The 18265-nt window shown below is 62.7% G+C and carries 14 protein-coding genes; 10 read left to right on the forward strand and 4 right to left on the reverse strand.

Annotated elements, in window-relative coordinates; genetic code table 11:
* The first annotated feature begins 22 nt into the window (after window positions 1–22).
* Complete coding sequence (locus PV760_RS05025) at window positions 23–1351, forward strand: MFS transporter (RefSeq protein WP_189075597.1); 1329 nt, start codon at window positions 23–25, stop codon at window positions 1349–1351.
* A gap of 15 nt (window positions 1352–1366) precedes the next feature.
* On the opposite strand, the gene PV760_RS05030 is transcribed toward PV760_RS05025, so the two are convergent.
* The 4 genes from PV760_RS05030 to PV760_RS05045 are packed head-to-tail and all read right to left on the reverse strand — an operon-like array spanning window position 1367 to window position 7192.
* Window positions 1367–2683 (reverse strand): alpha/beta fold hydrolase, encoded by a 1317-nt coding sequence (locus PV760_RS05030; protein WP_193591119.1) that lies wholly within the window; start codon window positions 2681–2683, stop codon window positions 1367–1369.
* 13 nt (window positions 2684–2696) lie between these two features.
* Complete coding sequence (locus PV760_RS05035) at window positions 2697–3209, reverse strand: GNAT family N-acetyltransferase (RefSeq protein ID WP_354627299.1); 513 nt, start codon at window positions 3207–3209, stop codon at window positions 2697–2699.
* Window positions 3210–3238: 29 nt separating this feature from the next.
* Window positions 3239–4645 (reverse strand): CoA transferase, encoded by a 1407-nt coding sequence (locus PV760_RS05040; RefSeq protein WP_354627300.1) that lies wholly within the window; start codon window positions 4643–4645, stop codon window positions 3239–3241.
* A 12-nt stretch (window positions 4646–4657) separates the two neighbouring features.
* Window positions 4658–7192, reverse strand: a complete 2535-nt coding sequence (locus tag PV760_RS05045) for a DEAD/DEAH box helicase (protein WP_018777545.1) — start codon at window positions 7190–7192, stop codon at window positions 4658–4660.
* A gap of 70 nt (window positions 7193–7262) precedes the next feature.
* Here PV760_RS05045 and PV760_RS05050 point away from each other — a divergent pair, with 70 nt between their 5' ends.
* From PV760_RS05050 to whiA, 9 genes are all read left to right on the forward strand, one after another.
* The gene (locus PV760_RS05050) at window positions 7263–8042 is read left to right on the forward strand and encodes a trans-aconitate 2-methyltransferase (RefSeq protein WP_354627301.1); all 780 of its coding nucleotides are present in this window, start codon (window positions 7263–7265) and stop codon (window positions 8040–8042) included.
* Window positions 8043–8190: 148 nt separating this feature from the next.
* Entirely contained in the window at window positions 8191–8571 is a 381-nt protein-coding gene (locus PV760_RS05055; RefSeq protein ID WP_018777547.1) for a GntR family transcriptional regulator, read from the forward strand.
* A 65-nt stretch (window positions 8572–8636) separates the two neighbouring features.
* On the forward strand, window positions 8637–11564 hold the full coding sequence (uvrA, locus tag PV760_RS05060; protein WP_354627302.1) for an excinuclease ABC subunit UvrA: 2928 nt from the start codon (window positions 8637–8639) through the stop codon (window positions 11562–11564).
* 61 nt (window positions 11565–11625) lie between these two features.
* On the forward strand, window positions 11626–12342 hold the full coding sequence (locus PV760_RS05065) for an HAD hydrolase-like protein (RefSeq protein WP_018777549.1): 717 nt from the start codon (window positions 11626–11628) through the stop codon (window positions 12340–12342).
* Entirely contained in the window at window positions 12329–12997 is a 669-nt protein-coding gene (locus PV760_RS05070; RefSeq protein WP_018777550.1) for a lysophospholipid acyltransferase family protein, read from the forward strand. Before PV760_RS05065 ends, PV760_RS05070 begins: the two co-directional genes overlap by 14 nt.
* Window positions 12998–13054: 57 nt before the next feature.
* Window positions 13055–15070 carry an excinuclease ABC subunit UvrC gene (uvrC, locus tag PV760_RS05075; RefSeq protein ID WP_064722113.1) on the forward strand — a complete coding sequence of 672 codons (2016 nt, stop codon included), beginning with the start codon at window positions 13055–13057 and terminating at the stop codon, window positions 15068–15070.
* Window positions 15071–15187: 117 nt separating this feature from the next.
* Window positions 15188–16111, forward strand: coding sequence for an RNase adapter RapZ (rapZ, locus tag PV760_RS05080; RefSeq protein ID WP_018777552.1), 924 nt, complete (start codon window positions 15188–15190; stop codon window positions 16109–16111).
* Entirely contained in the window at window positions 16111–17130 is a 1020-nt protein-coding gene (locus PV760_RS05085; RefSeq protein ID WP_064722114.1) for a gluconeogenesis factor YvcK family protein, read from the forward strand. The genes rapZ and PV760_RS05085 overlap by 1 nt, the downstream gene beginning before the upstream one ends.
* 9 nt (window positions 17131–17139) lie before the next feature.
* Window positions 17140–18120: a DNA-binding protein WhiA gene (gene whiA, locus PV760_RS05090; RefSeq protein WP_018777554.1), complete on the forward strand. Its 981-nt coding sequence runs from the start codon at window positions 17140–17142 to the stop codon at window positions 18118–18120.
* Window positions 18121–18265 lie beyond the last annotated feature (145 nt).

Consider the following 18265-nt stretch of genomic DNA (forward strand, 5'->3'; position numbering starts at 1 on the left):
TCGAAAGTTGTAGTCTCATGGGGTGACTACCTCCCCAACTACGGCGCTGGACCCACAACGGGTTCAGCGCCGTAGTGTTTTCCTGCTCAGTGCGTCCCAGCTCCTCAGCGGAGTTGGCAATGGAGCGACGCTTTCCATTGGCTCCCTGCTGGCTGTTGATCTGTCCGGCTCCGAGGCATGGGCAGGTTCCATCACTACCGTGTTGACCCTGGCGGCCGCCATTGCCGCCCTTCCGCTGGCGCGGCTGGCCGAAGCACGTGGACGCCGGGTGGGTCTGGTCACCGGCTTGGTAGCTGCCATGATCGGGGCACTCCTGTTCATAGTCGCCGTGATGGCCAGGTCATTCCCCGTCCTGATACTGGGGGCAGCCTTCCTGGGCCTGGGCACTGCGGCAAACCTCCAGGCGCGGTTTGCTGCCGTAGACCTCGCCGAGCCCGAACATCGCGGCAGGTCCCTGTCCACAGTGGTCTGGGCCATCACCATCGGAGCGGTTGCCGGGCCGAACCTCATCCAGCCAGGTGCCTTGGTGGGACAGGCTCTGGGGTTGCCGCCCATTGCGGGCCCCTTTGTCTTTTCCGCGGCAGGGCTCTTGCTGGCGGCGCTGCTTCTGTTCCTGGGGCTCAGGCCGGATCCCTTGTTGCTTGCCCGGCGGCTGGCATCAAGCGCCCACGATTCGGGCGGTACCGGGAGCATCCCCGTCAGGGGCACTGTCAGGTCCGGCCTACGGGCCGTTCGTTCCTCCCCGCAGGCCCTTCTGGCACTGGCCGCTGTTATCGCCGCCCACGGGGTCATGGTGGCGGTCATGTCCATGACGCCTCTTCACCTCCAGCAGCTGGTGGACGGATCCCATGCCGGCCACCACGGGGGAACCACCGACAGTACGGATGCTCTGGTGATTATCGGGGTCACCATTTCGCTTCATATTGCCGGCATGTTCGCCTTGTCGCCGGTGTGGGGATGGCTGACGGACAAGGCCGGCCGGCCGCAGACCATTGCCATCGGGCACGGCCTGCTGCTGGTGGCCGTGTTCATCGCCGGCTTCGGGCAGCACGAACCCACGCTTGTCACTGCAGGATTGATCCTTCTGGGCCTGGGTTGGTCCGCAGCCACCATCGCTGGTTCGACGATGCTGGCTGAGAGCGTCAGCCAGGATGAGCGGGTCACCGTCCAAGGAGTCTCGGACACCTTGATGGGCGCTGCGGGGGCAATCGGGGGTGCCACCTCCGGCCTACTCCTCGCGTGGATTGGCTACCAGGGCCTCAACGTGGCGTCCAGCTTAGTGGCTGCAGCAGTCCTTGCCCTGACTCTGGCCATGGCTCTTCGGCGCCGCCCGGGCGTGAGCAGCCGCTGAAGCTCAGCCAAGCGGTCAGCGTGCGCCACGGACCATGCCCAAAAGCCGTTTGAAGATGCCTTCACCATCTTCCGCGATACCGTCGTGGTGGAAATCTGACGTTACCCATGCTTGGAGCCCGCGAACGGCCGCAGCGGTTTCAAGCGACAAATCGTGGTCCACGTAGATGTCATCCTTGTACACAGCCGCAGCCACGGGAACCGGGTTCGCGGCCAAGGCGGCGGTGTCGTACAGCGGCTTCCAGTCTTTGCGGGCGGCCAGGATTTCCGCTACGTCGCGCAGGGGTGCGAGGGAAGGGTCCTGTTCGAAATACCAGGGATAAACCATTTCCCCGGTGAGCAGCGGCTGTTCGGCGCCCGGCTCGAACTCCGGATAATCCTCCAGGACCCGCCACGCCGCCCAGTTGGTTGCCTCGCCCTGGCCATAGATTGATTCATGCAGCACAGCGTAAAGGGGGTTGGCAGCCCTGCTGACCAGGCTTCGTACTTGCTCGAGGAACACTTCTGAGAGTCGCTCCCCGTCCAAGGTGTCGATGAACGCATCCTCCAGCAGATAGTGGAGCGAATCCACGCGGGTGTTGCCTCCCAGGAACGATCCGACCATTTGGAACCGTTCCGGGGTCAACCGCTCACCGCTTGCCAGGAACTCGGGAGTCTTTTCCAAGTGCCGGACGATCCGCGTGACCCGTTCACGGTCTTCCGGGTACCAACCGAAGTATTCGGCGTTCCGTGCAGCAACGCGCTTGAAGGTCGCCTGGTAGACCCGGTCAGCGGGTCCTTCCAAGGGAGCCAGGCCTCCGGTGATCAGGACCTCGCGCAAACCCTCCGGCGCGAAGGACAGATAGGTCAAGGCACAGAACCCGCCGAAGGATTGGCCCATGACGGTCCAAGGGCCCGAGCCCAGGACGCCACGGATAAATTCTGCATCGGCAACAATCGAATCGGCCCGGAAGTGCGTCAGGTACTCAGCCTGGGCAGCAGCGTCGCCACGAAGCTCCAGCGTTTGCCGTTCAACGGGGGTGGAAAGACCGGTGCCGCGTTGGTCGAGCATCAGGATACGGAAATCCCGCGCGGCTGCCTTCATCCAGCCGGCCAGGGAGGTGACCCGGTTCCCGCGTCCACCCGGACCTCCCTGCAGGAACAGCAGCCACGGCAGCTTGGACGCTTCTTCCGCGGTATGCGCCGCAGAGGAGTACTCCCGGGCAAAAACGGTGATCGTTTCACTGGTGGCTTCGTTGGCACCGGGGGAATGCACCAGGGGGACGGTGAAGTAGTGTTCGACCGTGCGTACGCCACGGAATTCGTGGCGGTTCAGGACGGTGTGTTCCGGCATTGAGGAGTACGTTTCAGCCACGGGCAAACGATTCCTCTGACTGTCCGGCCTTCGTGCCGAAAGCTTCCAGGGCCTCTCCGGTGAGGCGGAAAGTGGACCATTCCTCCATGGGGAACGCGCCGAGTTTTTTATAGAAATTGATGGATGGTTCGTTCCAGTTCAGGACGCTCCATTCCACACGGGCGTAACCACGTTCGACGGCGGTCGCTGCCAAGTACTGAAGAAGCGCCTTCCCATGGCCCTCACCACGGGCGTCGGGTTCGACGTAAAGGTCCTCCAGGTAGATGCCGTGGACGCCTTCCCAGGTGGAGTAGTTCAAGAACCACAGCGCGAACCCCTGCACGGTGCCGGCAGCGTTTTCCGCGATCGTGGCAAAGACCCGCGGGTTCTCGCCAAACAGCACCTCCGTGAGCCTTTCCGGGGTGTTCCTGACGGCGTCCGGCTCCTTTTCATAGATCGCCAGATCGTGGATCATGCGCAGGATCGCGGGGACATCGTCAACAGTGGCTTGGCGGATAACACTCATGCATTCGAGCTTACTAAAGGAAGCCCGCCTTACTGGCTCCACGCCACCGGGGATGTTCCATACCGCACAGGCGGCCGGCGATACTGCAGTTGCACGCCGTCCACCAACAGCGGCGGCCCCACGAACCGCAGCTGGCCATACGCACTCGGGGTCTCCCGATACGCAGGTTGGGGCAGCCGGGCGGCCTTTACGTCAGCTTGACGGGCCGGCAACCTGAACAGTTCCTCGGCGGTGCGTGCCAGCGACAAAGCCGCCATTCCTCCTGCCCCTGTCCTCAACCTCTCTGCCAACAGGGCCAGTACGGCAGCCGCCACTCCGTAGCCTGTGGCGTGGTCCAGGGCCTGCACCGGCAGCGCACCTGGCTTCCACCCGTCGTCGTCCAGGTGCCCGTATTCTTCGGCGATGCCGCAGGCCGCCTGTACCAGGCTGTCGAAACCGCGCCGTTGTCTCCACGGCCCCGCGCTTCCCCAAGCCGACAGGGTCGCCACCACGAGGTCCGGCTTCCCGGCCAACAGGGTTTCAGCTCCCAGGCCAAATCTGTCCAGGCCGCCGTTGCGGTAACCCGTCACGACGACGTCCGCGGTGGAGATCAGGTCTTTGACGGTCTCCAGTCCGGCAGCGTTCCCCAGGTCGGCCACGGCAGATCGCTTATCGAAACCGCCATCCACGAAAGCCTCCTCCAATTCCGGGAGGCCCGGAGGATCGATCCGCAGGACATCGGCTCCGAGCGCTCCGAGGAGCCGGGTCGCCGTCGGGCCTGCAATGACGCGGGTCAGGTCCAGAACCCGCAGGCCGGTGAGTGGCCGTTCAGGGTCCTTGGATGGCTTCCATGCGGCTGAGGCAGAAGAAGCTGGTGAGGTGGTTGACGACATCTGCAGGGCGGTTGATGGGAGAAACCGGATCCACGGTTCATCAGAGAGCGCGCGGTGCATGGCGGAGGAGGCCCATTCGCCACGGCGTCGGACCGCCGTTGCCACGCCCCGGTTGGCGTTGATGGCATCCTCGGCGTCCAGGGAGGTCATGGTCAGGAGTGCGTCGTCCACGTCCTGGGCGCTGTTCGCGCCCATCGCTTCCATCAGCCGCGCTGCGTGGTGGGGGTAGTTCGCGTGAAGGCGGATCCAGCCGTCCGAGGTCCGCCGAAAACCCGACGCCGGTGCGAAGCCCTGGGGTTTGGCGCCCGCGATCCGCAGGTGCGTCAGCGAATCGAACGAAGCAGCCACCGGCCCAGATGACGCTGAGTACCTGCCCGCGCAGCCTGTCAGGGCTTCCAGGGCAGTGGCTGCTGCCAACACTGAACCCAATGCAAGGCCCTCGACATCCAGCGCACCTTCCCACCAGCTTCTCAAACCCGGCGGGATCATCGGGGTCAAGGGGGTTACCGAGCGCAAGGCCTCCAGGCTGCGCAGGCTGCTGGTCAGGTCGGGGACGGGTTCCATGGCTTCTTCGGGCTAGAGCCTGTTGACGTCGGTCACGCGGACTACGGCTGTGCCGCTCTCATCGGACGCCGCCAGATCCACTTCGGCCGAGATACCCCAGTCATGGTTTCCCGCGGGGTCGTCGAAAATCTGTCGGACCTTCCACAGGCCCGGCTCCTCCGTGATAATCAGCAAACCGGGTCCACGCGCGTCCGGGCCGGTCCCGATGTCATCGTGTTCGTCGAAGTAGTCGTCCAGAACTTCTTCCCACCGCCCGGCGTCCCAGCCGGCGTCGGCGTCGAGTTCTCCCAAGGCACTGGAATCCTCGTCTGCGAAAAGTTCGACCCTGCGGAACATCTCATTCCGGACCATCACCCGGAAGGCCCGGATGTTCGAGGTCAACAGTGGCGGCGGGGGAGGAGGTGCATCGTGCGGTGTCGGAGCCAGCCCGGAGGTCAGTTCCTCCCATTCGTCCAGCAGGCTCGAGTCAACCTGACGCACGAGTTCTCCGAGCCAGGCAATGAGGTCTTCAAGATCCTCGCGCAGCAAGTCCTGGGGAACGGTCTGCCGAAGTGCCCGGAAACCGTCCGCAAGGTATCGCAGGACGATGCCCTCCGAGCGTGCCAGGCCGTAGAACTGCACGAACTCGCCAAAGTTCATGGCGCGCTCGTACATGTCCCGGATGATCGATTTTGGTGCGAGTTCGAAGTCGCCAACCCACGGCGCAGCTTTTCGATAGACCTCGAACGCCTCACCAAGAATCCCGGCCAACGGCATGGGATAGGTCACTTCGTCCAGCATGGCCATGCGCTGCTCATATTCGATGCCGTCCGCCTTCATGGCGGCAACAGCTTCCCCGCGGGCCTTCTTCTGCTGTGCGGAAAGAATCTGGCGCGGCTTCTCCAAGGTCGACTCAATGACTGAAACGACGTCCAGTGCGTAGGAAGGCGACTCCGGATCAAGCAGTTCCAAGGCTGCTAGAGCGAAGGGGGACAGCGGCTGGTTGAGGGCGAAGTTGGCTTGGAGGTGAACCGTCAGCCGAACCGACCGTCCTTCAGCTTCCTGCTCGTCCTCGGGGATTCGTTCAACAACCCCGGCAGCCAACAGCTCCCGGTAGATCCCCAGTGCTTTCTTCATCAGCCGAAGTTGTGCAGGGCGGCTCTCGTGGTTCTCGCTGAGCAACCGCCGGGTGGCTTGGAAGGGGTCGCCCGGACGCTCCATCAGGTTGAGCAGCATCGCGTGCGTAACGGTGAAACTGGACGTCAGCGGCTCAGGAATGGACTCGACGAGCTTCTTGAACGTGGGTTCGCCCCAGGACACGAATCCTTCCGGGGGCTTCTTCTTGACGACTTGCCGGAGCTTCTTCTGGTCATCACCGAACTTGGCGGTGGCCTTGGCCATGGCCTTGGTGTTCTCCACCACGTGATCCGGCGCCTGCACCACAACGGTGCCTGCGGTGTCGTAACCGGCGCGGCCGGCACGACCGGCAATCTGGTGGAACTCCCTCGAGTTAAGAGACCTGGTGCGTACGCCGTCGTACTTGCTCAAGGCCGTCAAGAGCACCGTCCTGATCGGAACGTTGATGCCCACGCCCAGGGTGTCGGTGCCACAGATGACCTTAAGCAGCCCGGCCTGGGCAAGCTGTTCCACCAAACGGCGGTATTTGGGCAGCATGCCCGCGTGGTGCACTCCGATGCCGTGGCGCACCAGCCGGTTGAGTGTCTTTCCAAAGCCTGCCGCGAACCGGAAGCCTGCGATCAGTTCGGCGATGCGATCCTTCTCGGCCCTGCTGCACATGTTGATGCTCATGAGGTTCTGGGCACGTTCGATGGCTTCGGCCTGGCTGAAGTGCACCACGTACACGGGAACCTGCTTGGTGGAGAGCAGCTCTTCCAGGCTCTCGTGGACCGGGGTCAGCTGGTAGTAGTAGTGCAGCGGAATAGGCCTCTCCGCGGAACTTACCGTTGTCGTAGTCCGGCCGGTCAGTTCCGTGAGGCCTGTTTCGAAGCGGGAGACGTCGCCAAGGGTGGCAGACATGAGGAGGAACTGGGCCTGGGGGAGTTCCAGGAGCGGCACTTGCCACGCCCAGCCGCGCTGGGGATCGGAGTAGAAGTGGAATTCGTCCATGACCACCGAGCCGAGTTCGGCCGCTGACCCTTCGCGGAGGGCTATGTTGGCCAGGATTTCCGCTGTGCAGCAGATGATGGGTGCATCCTGGTTGACGCCGGAATCGCCGGTGATCATTCCCACGTTTTCCGCACCGAAGATGTCGCACAAGGCAAAGAACTTCTCCGATACCAGTGCCTTGATGGGCGCCGTGTAGTAGCTGCGCTGGCCACGGGCCATGGCTTCGAAGTGGGCGGCAATGGCCACCAGGGACTTACCGGAACCTGTGGGGGTAGCAAGAATGACGTTGGCGCCGGAGGCGAGTTCCATGATCGCTTCATCCTGGGCCGGGTACAACTGCAGGCCACGGCTTTCGGTCCACTCGACAAACCGCGTGTAAATGTCATCCGGGTCCAGGGGACCTGTGGCGGTGGAACCAGGAAGCTGCTCAAGAAGTTTCATTGGTTTCCAGCTTAGTGCCCGGACAGTTTAGGCTCAGCCCAGCAGTGTTGCCCGGCTCCAGGAGGCTTTTATGAAGTGGAATCCATCCAAGTACGCCGAGTTCGGCAATCATCGGGACCGTCCGTTTCATGACCTGGTGGCGAGAATCCAAGCCGCTAAGCCCGGCCACGTGGTGGACCTGGGCTGCGGCCCTGGCAACATGACTGCCACTTTGGCGGACCGCTGGCCCGCGGCACACGTTGTTGGGATTGACTCGTCGCAGGAAATGCTGGCCAAAGCCGCGTCATTGACGGGTCATTACAGTGGGCTGTCCTTCAACCAGGGCGACATTGCTGAGTGGATGCCGGACAACGATGTCGACGTCGTGGTGACGAACGCTGCCCTCCAGTGGGTCCCCGGGCACCAGGAGATGCTCGCCGCCTGGCTCGAAGCGCTAAGGCCAGGCGCTTGGTTTGCCCTGCAGGTCCCGGGCAACTTTTCGTCGCCCTCCCACGCATTGATGCGTGAACTCGCCGGTTCGCCGCGATGGCGGACGCGACTGGATGGGGTCCTGCGGCACGATGACGCGGTGGGCAGCCCCGCGGACTACTTGGGCATAATGCTCGACGCCGGATGCTCGGCTGACGCATGGGAGACCACCTACCAGCAGGTACTTACGGGGGAGGATCCGGTGCTGGAATGGGTACGGGGCACAGGACTGCGACCCGTCCTTTCCGCCCTGCCCGCGCCCGAAGCCGACGCCTTCGAAAAGGAATACGCAGCCATGCTGCGCCAGGCCTACCCGTCGACGGCCCACGGTACGGTGTTTCCGTTCCGCCGTATTTTTGCGGTGGCGAGGAAGCACGCGTGAGCCGACATACATTTATGACCGGCCAGAGGAACACGCACCCCCATGTCTTGTCCCATGGTGGTGGCGCTGGTCTAATTCTCGGCATGGACCAAGGATGCAATCCGGATCTGCCGCCGACGGTAGCGCACGTGCCTGCCAGGAGCTCATCATGACGCCCGCAGGGGATTTCCCCGGGAGCTGGCGACCCAACGCCGGCAGTGCTGTGGCGCTCTTTGAACAGTTGAGGCTCCGCATCATCGAACTCGCAGATTCAGGCGTTCTCGCCGTGGGGTCGAAACTGCCGCCCGTCCGGAACCTGGCAGGTGTACTGGACGTGGCACCCCATACAGTCGCCCGGGCATATAAGGAGCTCGAAGCAGCCGGCGTTGTCGCTACCCGTGGACGCAACGGGACAGTAGTGTGTGCCCGCGATGACCGTTGGGGGGCACTGGCCGAAGTTGCCGCCCAGTACGCAGCTGCTGCCAAGGCCCAAGGCGCTTCCTTCGCCGAGGCAGTGCAGCTTTTCGCTGCCGCTTACGACGCCGATTGATACCGATCGGTAGCATGTGAGGCACGACATGGAAATTCGAAGAAGTTTTCGATTAGCATTGGTGGGTGCCCAAAGCCTTAGCTGAAGATACAGCCATCGATTCCCTGAACAGCGCTTCCGTCGTTTCTGCTAACAAGCCAGCCAAGCCGGATCTGTCCCGCCTGGTGGTCAAGGGAGCCCGGGAACACAATCTGCGCAACGTGGATCTCGACCTCCCACGCGACGCCATGATCGTCTTCACCGGACTCTCTGGTTCCGGTAAGTCCTCCCTGGCTTTCGACACCATCTTCGCCGAAGGCCAGCGCCGGTACGTCGAATCATTGTCGGCGTATGCACGCCAGTTCCTTGGTCAGGTCGACAAGCCCGACGTTGACTTCATCGAAGGTCTCTCGCCTGCGGTGTCCATCGACCAGAAGTCCACCAGTAAGAACCCGCGTTCCACTGTGGGCACCATCACCGAAATCTACGACTACATGCGCTTGCTGTGGGCGCGCGTTGGCCGCCCGCACTGCCCGGTCTGCGGTGAGCCGATTACGCGGCAAACACCCCAGCAAATCGTCGACCAACTCCTGGAGTTGGAAACCGGCACCCGTTTCCAGGTCCTCGCTCCGGTCGTCCGCGGCCGGAAGGGTGAATTCGTTGACCTCTTCAAGGAGCTGACGGCCAAGGGTTACTCCCGTGCCCGGGTTGACGGTGAACTGGTCCAGTTGAACGATCCGCCCAAGTTGGGCAAGCAGTACAAACACACCATCGAAGTCGTTGTTGACCGCCTGGTGGTGAAGGAAGAGATCAGCCAACGGCTCACGGATTCCGTGGAGACTGCACTGGGCCTGGCCGAAGGCCGTGTCCTGGTTGAATTCGTGGACCTGGACGCTGAAGATCCCGCACGTATCCGTGCCTACTCCGAGAATCTGGCGTGCCCCAACGAGCACCCTCTGGCCATCGACGAGATCGAGCCGCGATCCTTCTCCTTCAACAACCCCTTCGGTGCCTGCTCTGCCTGCAGCGGCATCGGCACCAAGTTGGAAGTCGATGAGGAACTGATCGTTCCCAACCCGGAACTTTCGCTGGGCGAAGGCGCGATTGCTCCGTGGTCCCTGGGTACAGCGACCACGGAGTACTGGAACCGCCTCCTTGAAGGCCTCGCACACGAACTCGGCTTCTCCATGAAGACCCCGTGGGAGAAGCTCCCCAAGGATGTCCGGAACACGGTTCTTCACGGCAAGGACCACAAGGTCGTAGTCCAGTACAAGAACCGTTTCGGTCGTGAGCGCAAGTACAGCACGGGCTTCGAAGGAGCCATCCAGTACGTTCACCGGAAGCACGGTGAAACGGACTCTGACTGGGCCCGCGACCGGTACGAAGAGTACATGCGCCAAATTCCTTGCCCGGAGTGCAACGGAGCCCGCCTGAACCCGGCATCGCTGTCCGTACTGATCAACGGGAAGTCCATCGCCGAGGTGGCCGCCCTCCCGATGCGGGAATGCGCAGAGTTCCTCGGAAGCCTGACGCTGACCAACCGGGAAGCCCAGATCGCCAACCAGGTTCTCAAGGAGATCCAGGCCCGCCTGACGTTCCTTCTGGACGTTGGCCTGGAGTACCTCAATCTCGAGCGCCCTTCCGGCACGCTGTCCGGCGGCGAGGCCCAGCGCATCCGGCTGGCCACGCAAATTGGCTCGGGCCTGGTCGGCGTCCTGTACGTCCTGGATGAGCCCTCCATCGGCTTGCACCAGCGCGATAACCGACGCCTTATCGAGACCCTCACACGGCTTCGGGACCTGGGCAATACGCTCATTGTGGTCGAACACGACGAAGACACCATCCACGAGGCCGACTGGGTGGTGGACATCGGACCCGGCGCCGGCGAGCACGGTGGCCAGGTCGTCCACTCCGGTACCTACAAGGAACTCCTCGAAAACACGCAGTCCCTCACCGGTGACTATCTCGCCGGGCGCCGGAAGATCGATATTCCTGCCAAGCGCCGCAAGTACGACAAGAAGCGGGAGCTTAAGGTTGTCGGCGCCAGGGAGAACAACCTCAACAACGTTGACGCTACGTTCCCCCTCGGTCTGTTCACTGCGGTCACGGGTGTCAGTGGTTCGGGCAAGTCCACCTTGGTCAACGAGATCTTGTACAAGGTCCTCGCCAATAAGCTCAACGGAGCCAAGCAGGTAGCCGGACGCCACCGTTCCGTGGCCGGCCTGGAGCACCTGGACAAGGTAGTGCACGTCGACCAGAGCCCCATTGGCCGTACGCCGCGCTCCAACCCCGCCACCTACACGGGCGTGTTCGACAACATCCGCAAGCTGTTTGCGGAGACCACTGAGGCCAAGGTGCGCGGGTACCAGCCCGGTCGTTTCTCCTTCAACGTCAAGGGCGGCCGCTGCGAAGCCTGTTCCGGCGACGGCACGCTGAAGATCGAAATGAACTTCCTGCCTGACGTCTACGTTCCGTGCGAGGTCTGCCATGGGGCCCGGTACAACCGCGAGACGCTGGAGGTCCACTACAAGGGCAAGACCATCGCGGACGTCCTCAACATGCCCATTGAAGAAGGTGCGGAGTTCTTCGCCGCCTTCACTCCGATCGCACGGCATTTGAACACCCTTGTGGACGTTGGACTTGGCTACGTCCGGCTCGGCCAGCCTGCCACGACACTTTCCGGCGGCGAGGCCCAGCGCGTAAAGCTGGCTGCGGAGCTCCAGAAGCGTTCCAACGGCCGCAGCATCTATGTGCTGGACGAGCCCACCACGGGATTGCATTTCGAAGACATCAGGAAATTGCTGATGGTCCTCCAGGGCCTTGTGGACAAGGGCAACACCGTCATTACCATCGAGCACAACCTGGACGTCATCAAGTCGGCGGACTGGATCGTGGACCTTGGCCCCAATGGTGGTTCCGGCGGCGGACGAATCGTCGCGACCGGAACCCCGGAGCAAGTAGCGAAATCCACGGAGAGCCACACTGCCACCTTCCTGGCTGAGATTCTGGGTTAGAAGTATTCCGGTAGCGGCATGCGAGTTTCAGGCATGCCGCTACTCGTGAGAAACTAACCCGGTGACTCAAACAAAGGTGCCCGTAATATTCGACCTGGACGGCACCCTTGTCGATCCTGCCGGCGGTATCACCGGAGGCATTTCGCTCGCCCTCCAGGAAATGGGCCTTCCTGTTCCGGAACAGGCCGTACTGAATTCCATGGTGGGTCCCAAGCTCAGTGATTCCCTTCTGCATTTGGCTGGCGTTCCCGGCGAATTGGTGGATGAGACCATTCACCGTTATCGGCGTCACTACAAGGAAACCGGTATTGGTCAAAGCCGGCTTTATCCGGGAGTCTTCGACCTCCTGGAGTTCTTTGCCGAAAGCGGCCGCCCCGTAGCGGTAGCCACGCAAAAGCCACAGTCCATTGCGCGGCTCGTCCTCGACCACCACCGGATCGCGGACTTCTTTGTTTCAATCCGTGGTGCTGCTGATGACGAGTCCGCGAAGGCAAACACGGCACCGGGGAAGGTCGCGATCGTCGGGGCAGCCCTTGCCGATCTGCATTCCCAACCAGCGGTCATGGTGGGGGACAGGCATCAGGACGTCGCCGGGGCGATGGCCAACGGATTGGACTGCATCGGCGTCAGCTGGGGTTTCGCACCTGACGGCGAACTTGAAGAAGCGGGCGCCGTGGCTGTTGTCAGCACGGCCCTTGAACTGCGTACGCGAATTGAAGAACTTGATGCTGTCCGTGCGGCGGCCCTTAGCGAGGTACAAAACGATGGCAGTCTTTGATGCGATCCGGTGGACAACCCGCGGACTGATCTCGTCCACATGCCGGCCAACAGTCATCGGACTTGAAAATGTCCCCAAAAGCGGACCTTTCATCGTGGCACCAAACCACCTTTCCTTTCTGGACAGCGTGATCGTCCAGGCCTTGATGCCGCGGCCCGTTGCGTTCTTTGCCAAGGCCGAGTACTTCACCACCAAAGGCGTCAAGGGCGCCGTGATGAAGTCGTTCTTTGAAGCCGTGGGTTCAATTCCCGTGGAGCGCGGGGAGCAGGCGGCCAGTGTGCAGGCACTCAAGACCCTCCTGGACATCCTTGAAGCCGGGAAGGGCATCGGCATCTACCCCGAGGGTACCCGCTCCCGGGACGGGATCCTTTACCGCGGCCGAACAGGAGTAGGCTGGCTGGCCTTGACCACGGGCGCCCCGGTGATACCCGTTGGCCTCATCGGCACGGAAAAGCTGCAACCTGCGGACAAGAACGCCGTCCGACCGCAGCACTTCACCATGAAGGTCGGCGAACCGCTCTATTTCGAGAAGACGGGTCCTGACCATTCCCTCCCGGCCCGCCGGGAGGTCACTGACAAGATCATGGACGCGATTGCACTGCTCAGTGGGCAGGAACGTTCTGGCAGCTACAACCAGAGCAAGTCGGTGGACTAGGCTTCCCGCGCACTGCACTGGCGTTTAGCAGCCAGTCCGGTTCACTAGACTGGACGTGTGGCAGATCCATCAACTTACCGACCCCGGACCGGTGAAATCCCCACTACCCCGGGTGTCTACCGCTTCCGTGACCCCCATGGCCGGGTCATCTACGTGGGCAAAGCGAAGAACCTCCGTTCAAGGCTGAACTCTTACTTTGCCAACCCTGCGGGGCTGCTCCCCAAGACCCATGCGATGGTCCATGCAGCCAGCAGTGTTGAATGGACCGTGGTGGGCAGCGAGCTGGAATCCCTGCAACTTGAGTACACGTGGATCAAGGAATTCAAGCCTCGGTTCAATGTTGTTTTCCGCGACGACAAGACCTATCCCTACCTGGCCGTGACCATGGGGGAGAAATTCCCCCGGGTACAGGTCATGCGTGGCGAACGCAGGAAGGGCACCCGCTATTTTGGTCCCTATACGGCGGGGGCCATCAGGGAAACCATGGATACGCTCCTCAGGGTTTTCCCGGTCCGAAGCTGCAGCCCGGGAGTCTTCAAGCGGGCCGAAGCCAGCGGGCGCCCCTGCCTGCTGGGGTATATCGACAAATGCTCCGCGCCCTGCGTGGGCCGTGTGACTCCTGACGAGCATCGGGGGCTGGCCGAGGATTTTTGTTCCTTCATGGGCGGCGAGGCCAAGCGCTTCATCAGCCGTTTGGAAAAAGACATGGCAGCAGCCGTGGCGGAACTCGATTACGAGCGTGCTGCCGGGCTCCGTGATGACATCATTGCTTTGCGCAAGGTCTTCGAGCGCAACGCCGTGGTCCTTGCAGAGGATACTGATGCCGACGTCTTCGCATTGCACGATGACGAACTGGAAGCATCAGTCCAGGTGTTCCACGTCCGTGGAGGCCGGGTCCGCGGCCAGCGCGGCTGGGTGGTGGAGAAGGTGGAAGATGCCACCACCCCGGAACTGATTGAACATCTTCTCCAGCAGGTTTACGGCGAAGACAGCGAGGTTCAAGGCAGGATCCCCCGGGAAGTCCTGGTTCCGGAGAACCCCAGCAACCATGCCGAACTGACTGAATGGCTTGGCGGACTCCGTGGCGCCAAAGTGGACATCCGGGTTCCGCAGCGCGGGGACAAGGCCGCATTGATGTCCACGGTCCGTGAAAATGCCGAACAAGCCCTCAAACTCCACAAGACGCGGCGCGCGGGAGACATCACCGTCCGGTCCCTCGCGCTCCAGGAACTCCAGGAAGCCCTGGACATTCCGGTTCCCTTGCTGCGCATCGAGTGTTTCGATATTTCCCATGTCCAGGGCACCAACGTAGTGGCTTCCATGGTGGTGGTCGAAGACGGGCTTCCCAAGAAGGCCGACTACCGCAAGTTCTCCATCACGGGCGCGGCCGCTGCCGATGACACCGCGGCGATGCACGACGTCCTCACGCGGCGGTTCAAGCACTACCTGACGGACAAGGCCGCCCAGGTACCGGTCGTTTCGGGCGAGATCGTCAACCCCACCCGGTCCGTGTCCAGCGGCATGACGGACCCATCGACGTCGGATGCCACGATCCCGGCGCCCAAGGCCAAGTTTGCCTACCCGCCCAACCTCGTGGTGGTCGACGGCGGTCAGCCGCAGGTGAACGCAGCCGCGCGAGCCCTCGCCGAACTTGGCATCGACGACGTCTACGTCGTCGGACTCGCCAAGAGACTGGAAGAGGTCTGGCTTCCCGACAGCGACTTCCCGGTCATCCTGCCGCGGACTTCCCAAGGGCTGTACCTCCTTCAGCGTATCCGCGATGAAGCGCACAGGTTCGCCATCACCTTCCACCGGCAAAAACGCGGCAAGGCAATGACGGTGTCGGTCCTGGACGGAGTGCCTGGCCTCGGTGAGGCCAAGCGGAAGGCCCTCGTGTCGCACTTTGGGTCGCTTAAGAAAATCAAGGCAGCCTCGGTCGAGGAACTGACGTCCGCCAAGGGCATCGGTCCAGCCCTGGCCGCCGCAGTGGTCCAGCACTTGGGTTCCACTGCCGCGGATGGGGAGACCACTCCCGCAGTGAACATGACAACCGGCGAAATCATCGAATCTTAGCTAGGGTAAGAACTTGGCCGCTGCGGCAATTTCCGGCGCTGCGGTCAAAGGGTGCTCCGCCGTGTCCGGCGGGTGGCACAGGCAGCTATGACACTTCCGAAGAAACGGGGACAACTGATGGATGAGGCAATGGCTGGGTCCGGCACGGAGCAGGACGGCCTGACGCCAGTCAAGCCACCGGAGGCGGAGCTCCTGGTCGTCACCGGCATGTCGGGAGCGGGGCGCAGCACTGCGTCCGATGCCCTTGAGGACCACGGCTGGTATGTGGTGGACAACCTGCCTCCCCAGATGCTGGGCACCTTGGCTGAGATTGTCTCGCATGCTCCCAAGTCCATTCCCAAACTGGCAGTCGTGGTGGATGTCCGAAGCAAGGATCTCTTCACGGACATCCAAACGGCCTTGGGTGCGTTGAGCGCCAGCGGGATTACTTTCCGCGTGCTGTTCCTCGATGCCAATGATGATGTCCTCGTCCGCCGCTTCGAGCAGGGCCGGCGTCCGCACCCGCTGCAAGGCGGAGGCCGGATCCTCGACGGGATCGGCATCGAGCGGGAGGTCCTGCGCGAACTGCGCGAACACGCCGATGTAGTGCTGGACACCTCGGAGTTCAACGTCCACGGCCTGGCTACCGCCATCACCGAGCTCTTCAGCGACACGGGACCTGTGACTCTGCGGCTCAATGTCATGAGCTTCGGCTTCAAATACGGACTGCCTGTCGACGCAAACTTCGTGGCCGACGCCCGCTTTATCCCCAATCCCCACTGGGTTCCGCAGCTCCGTCCCCACACCGGCCTGGACGAGGACGTGAGTGACTACGTGCTCGGCGCAGAGGGCGTGCAGGAATTCGTGGATCGTTATGTCCGGGCCCTGGAGCCTGTTCTGGACGGCTACCGCCAGGAGAACAAGCACTATGCAACCCTTGCCGTTGGCTGCACAGGAGGAAAGCATCGTTCGGTGGCTGTCGCCGTCGAGCTTTCCAAGCGCCTGGCCCAGTTTCCCCGCGTGACCGTAACCACCACCCACCGCGACCTGGGACGTGAGTAGTGGGTGTCCTGACGGGCCCGCTGCCCCTCATACCGCCCAAGGGGGTCCCCGGCAGCCAGCAGAAGAAGAGCCCGTCCGTGGTGGCTCTCGGCGGTGGGCACGGCCTGGCAGCGTCACTTTCGGCCCTCCGGCTGCTTACCTCGGAGCTGACTGCCATTGTCACGGTGGCAGACGACGGCGGATCGTCCGGGCGTTTGCGTGAGGAGTACGGCGTCCTCCCGCCCGGCGATCTGCGGATGGCGCTGAGCGCCCTCTGTGACGACACCGACTGGGGCCGCACCTGGCGTGATGTCATGCAGCATCGTTTCGACGCCGGAGGCAAGGCCAAGGGCGGCTCGTTGGACAACCACGCCATGGGCAACCTCCTCATCGTCACGCTGTGGGAGCTTCTGGGGGATACGGTTGCCGGCCTCAAATGGGCCGGTGCCCTTCTGGGCGCCCGCGGCCAGGTGCTTCCGATGTCCAGCATTCCGTTGACCATCGAGGGCAAGGCACGCACGGAACTTCCCGACGGGAGCCACGAACTGCAGACTGTGCGCGGGCAAGCGAAGTGCGCTGTCGCGGGCAAACTGGAAGAGGTCAAGCTGTTCCCCGAGGATGCCCCGGCATGCACGGAAGCCCTGACGGCAATAGAGCTCGCAGACTGGGTGATCCTTGGACCTGGCTCCTGGTACACCTCCGTGCTGCCCCACTTGCTGCTTCCCGAGCTGCGCCAAGCGCTCGGTGACACCGCCGCCAAGCGTTGCTTGACCATGAATCTGGACGTGGAGACCAAAGAGACCTCCGGCATGACCGCCGCAGACCACCTGGACGTCCTTCGGCGCTACGCCCCGGAGTTCAGTGTGGACGTCGTGCTTGCCGACCCGGCTGCCATCCAGGACCTCAAGGCCTTTGAAAAGGCCGCCGGGATGATCGGAGCCGAAGTGGTGTTGGGTAGAGTAGGGGCGTCGAGGCGCCGCCCAGTCCATGACCCATTGCTGCTGGCAGCGGCTTACCACGATATTTTCGGGAACAGTTAGGAATACGCGATGGCACTTACTGCGTCGGTCAAGGACGAACTGTCCCGGCTGGACATCAAGAAATCTTCGGTCCGCAAGGCAGAGGTCTCTGCAATGTTGCGCTTCGCGGGTGGCTTGCACATCATCTCCGGCCGGATCGTCATTGAGGCAGAGGTCGACCTCGCCTCGACCGCCAGGCGCCTGCGCGCCGCGATCGCCGAGGTCTACGGACATCAGAGCGAAATCATCGTGGTATCCGGGGGAGGCCTGCGCCGCGGGAGCCGCTATGTGGTCCGCGTCGTACGCGACGGAGAGGCTTTGGCACGTCAGACAGGCCTCCTGGATGGCCGTGGACGGCCGGTGCGCGGACTGCCGTCGGTAGTGGTCAACGGTTCTGCCGCAGACGCTGAAGCCGTGTGGCGCGGAGCTTTCCTTGCCCATGGTTCCCTCACCGAGCCAGGGCGGTCCTCGTCCCTGGAGGTGACATGCCCGGGTCCTGAATCCGCGCTTGCGCTGGTGGGCGCTGCCCGCCGTCTGGGCATCCAGGCCAAGGCACGCGAAGTCCGTGGCGTGGACAGGGTGGTCATCCGCGACGGAGACACCATCGCTGCCCTGCTGACCAGGATGGGTGCCCATGATGCCCTGATGGTCTGGGAGGAACGCCGGATGCGGAAGGAAGTCAGGGCTACCGCCAACAGGCTGGCGAACTTTGATGACGCCAACCTGCGCCGCTCGGCCCAGGCTGCAGTGGCGGCCGGTGCCAGGGTGGACCGGGCCCTTGAGATTCTGGGCGACGACGTCCCGGACCACCTTAAGTACGCGGGGGAGTTACGCGTGGCCCACAAGCAGGCCAGCCTGGATGAACTGGGCCGGCTTGCGGACCCGCCCATGACCAAGGACGCCATTGCCGGGCGCATCCGCCGTCTTCTCGCCATGGCCGACAAGCGTGCTTTGGACCTCGGAATTCCCGGGACTGAGGCAAATGTGACTCCCGAAATGATGGACGAGTAGTAAGCACCCATAGAATCGGGAAAGTGTGGAGGAAATACTGCGAGGCAACTGCTGGTTGACCCCGGTGGAGGCAAGAGCAGTTATCTTCCCCAAGGATTTCCGGCTGGTCCGCCGGTCGGATGAACATAACGAGAGTTACCAAACC

It is taken from the genome of Paenarthrobacter sp. CC6 (genome assembly GCF_040560085.1).
GTDB classification, from domain to species: Bacteria; Actinomycetota; Actinomycetes; order Actinomycetales; family Micrococcaceae; genus Arthrobacter; species Arthrobacter nicotinovorans.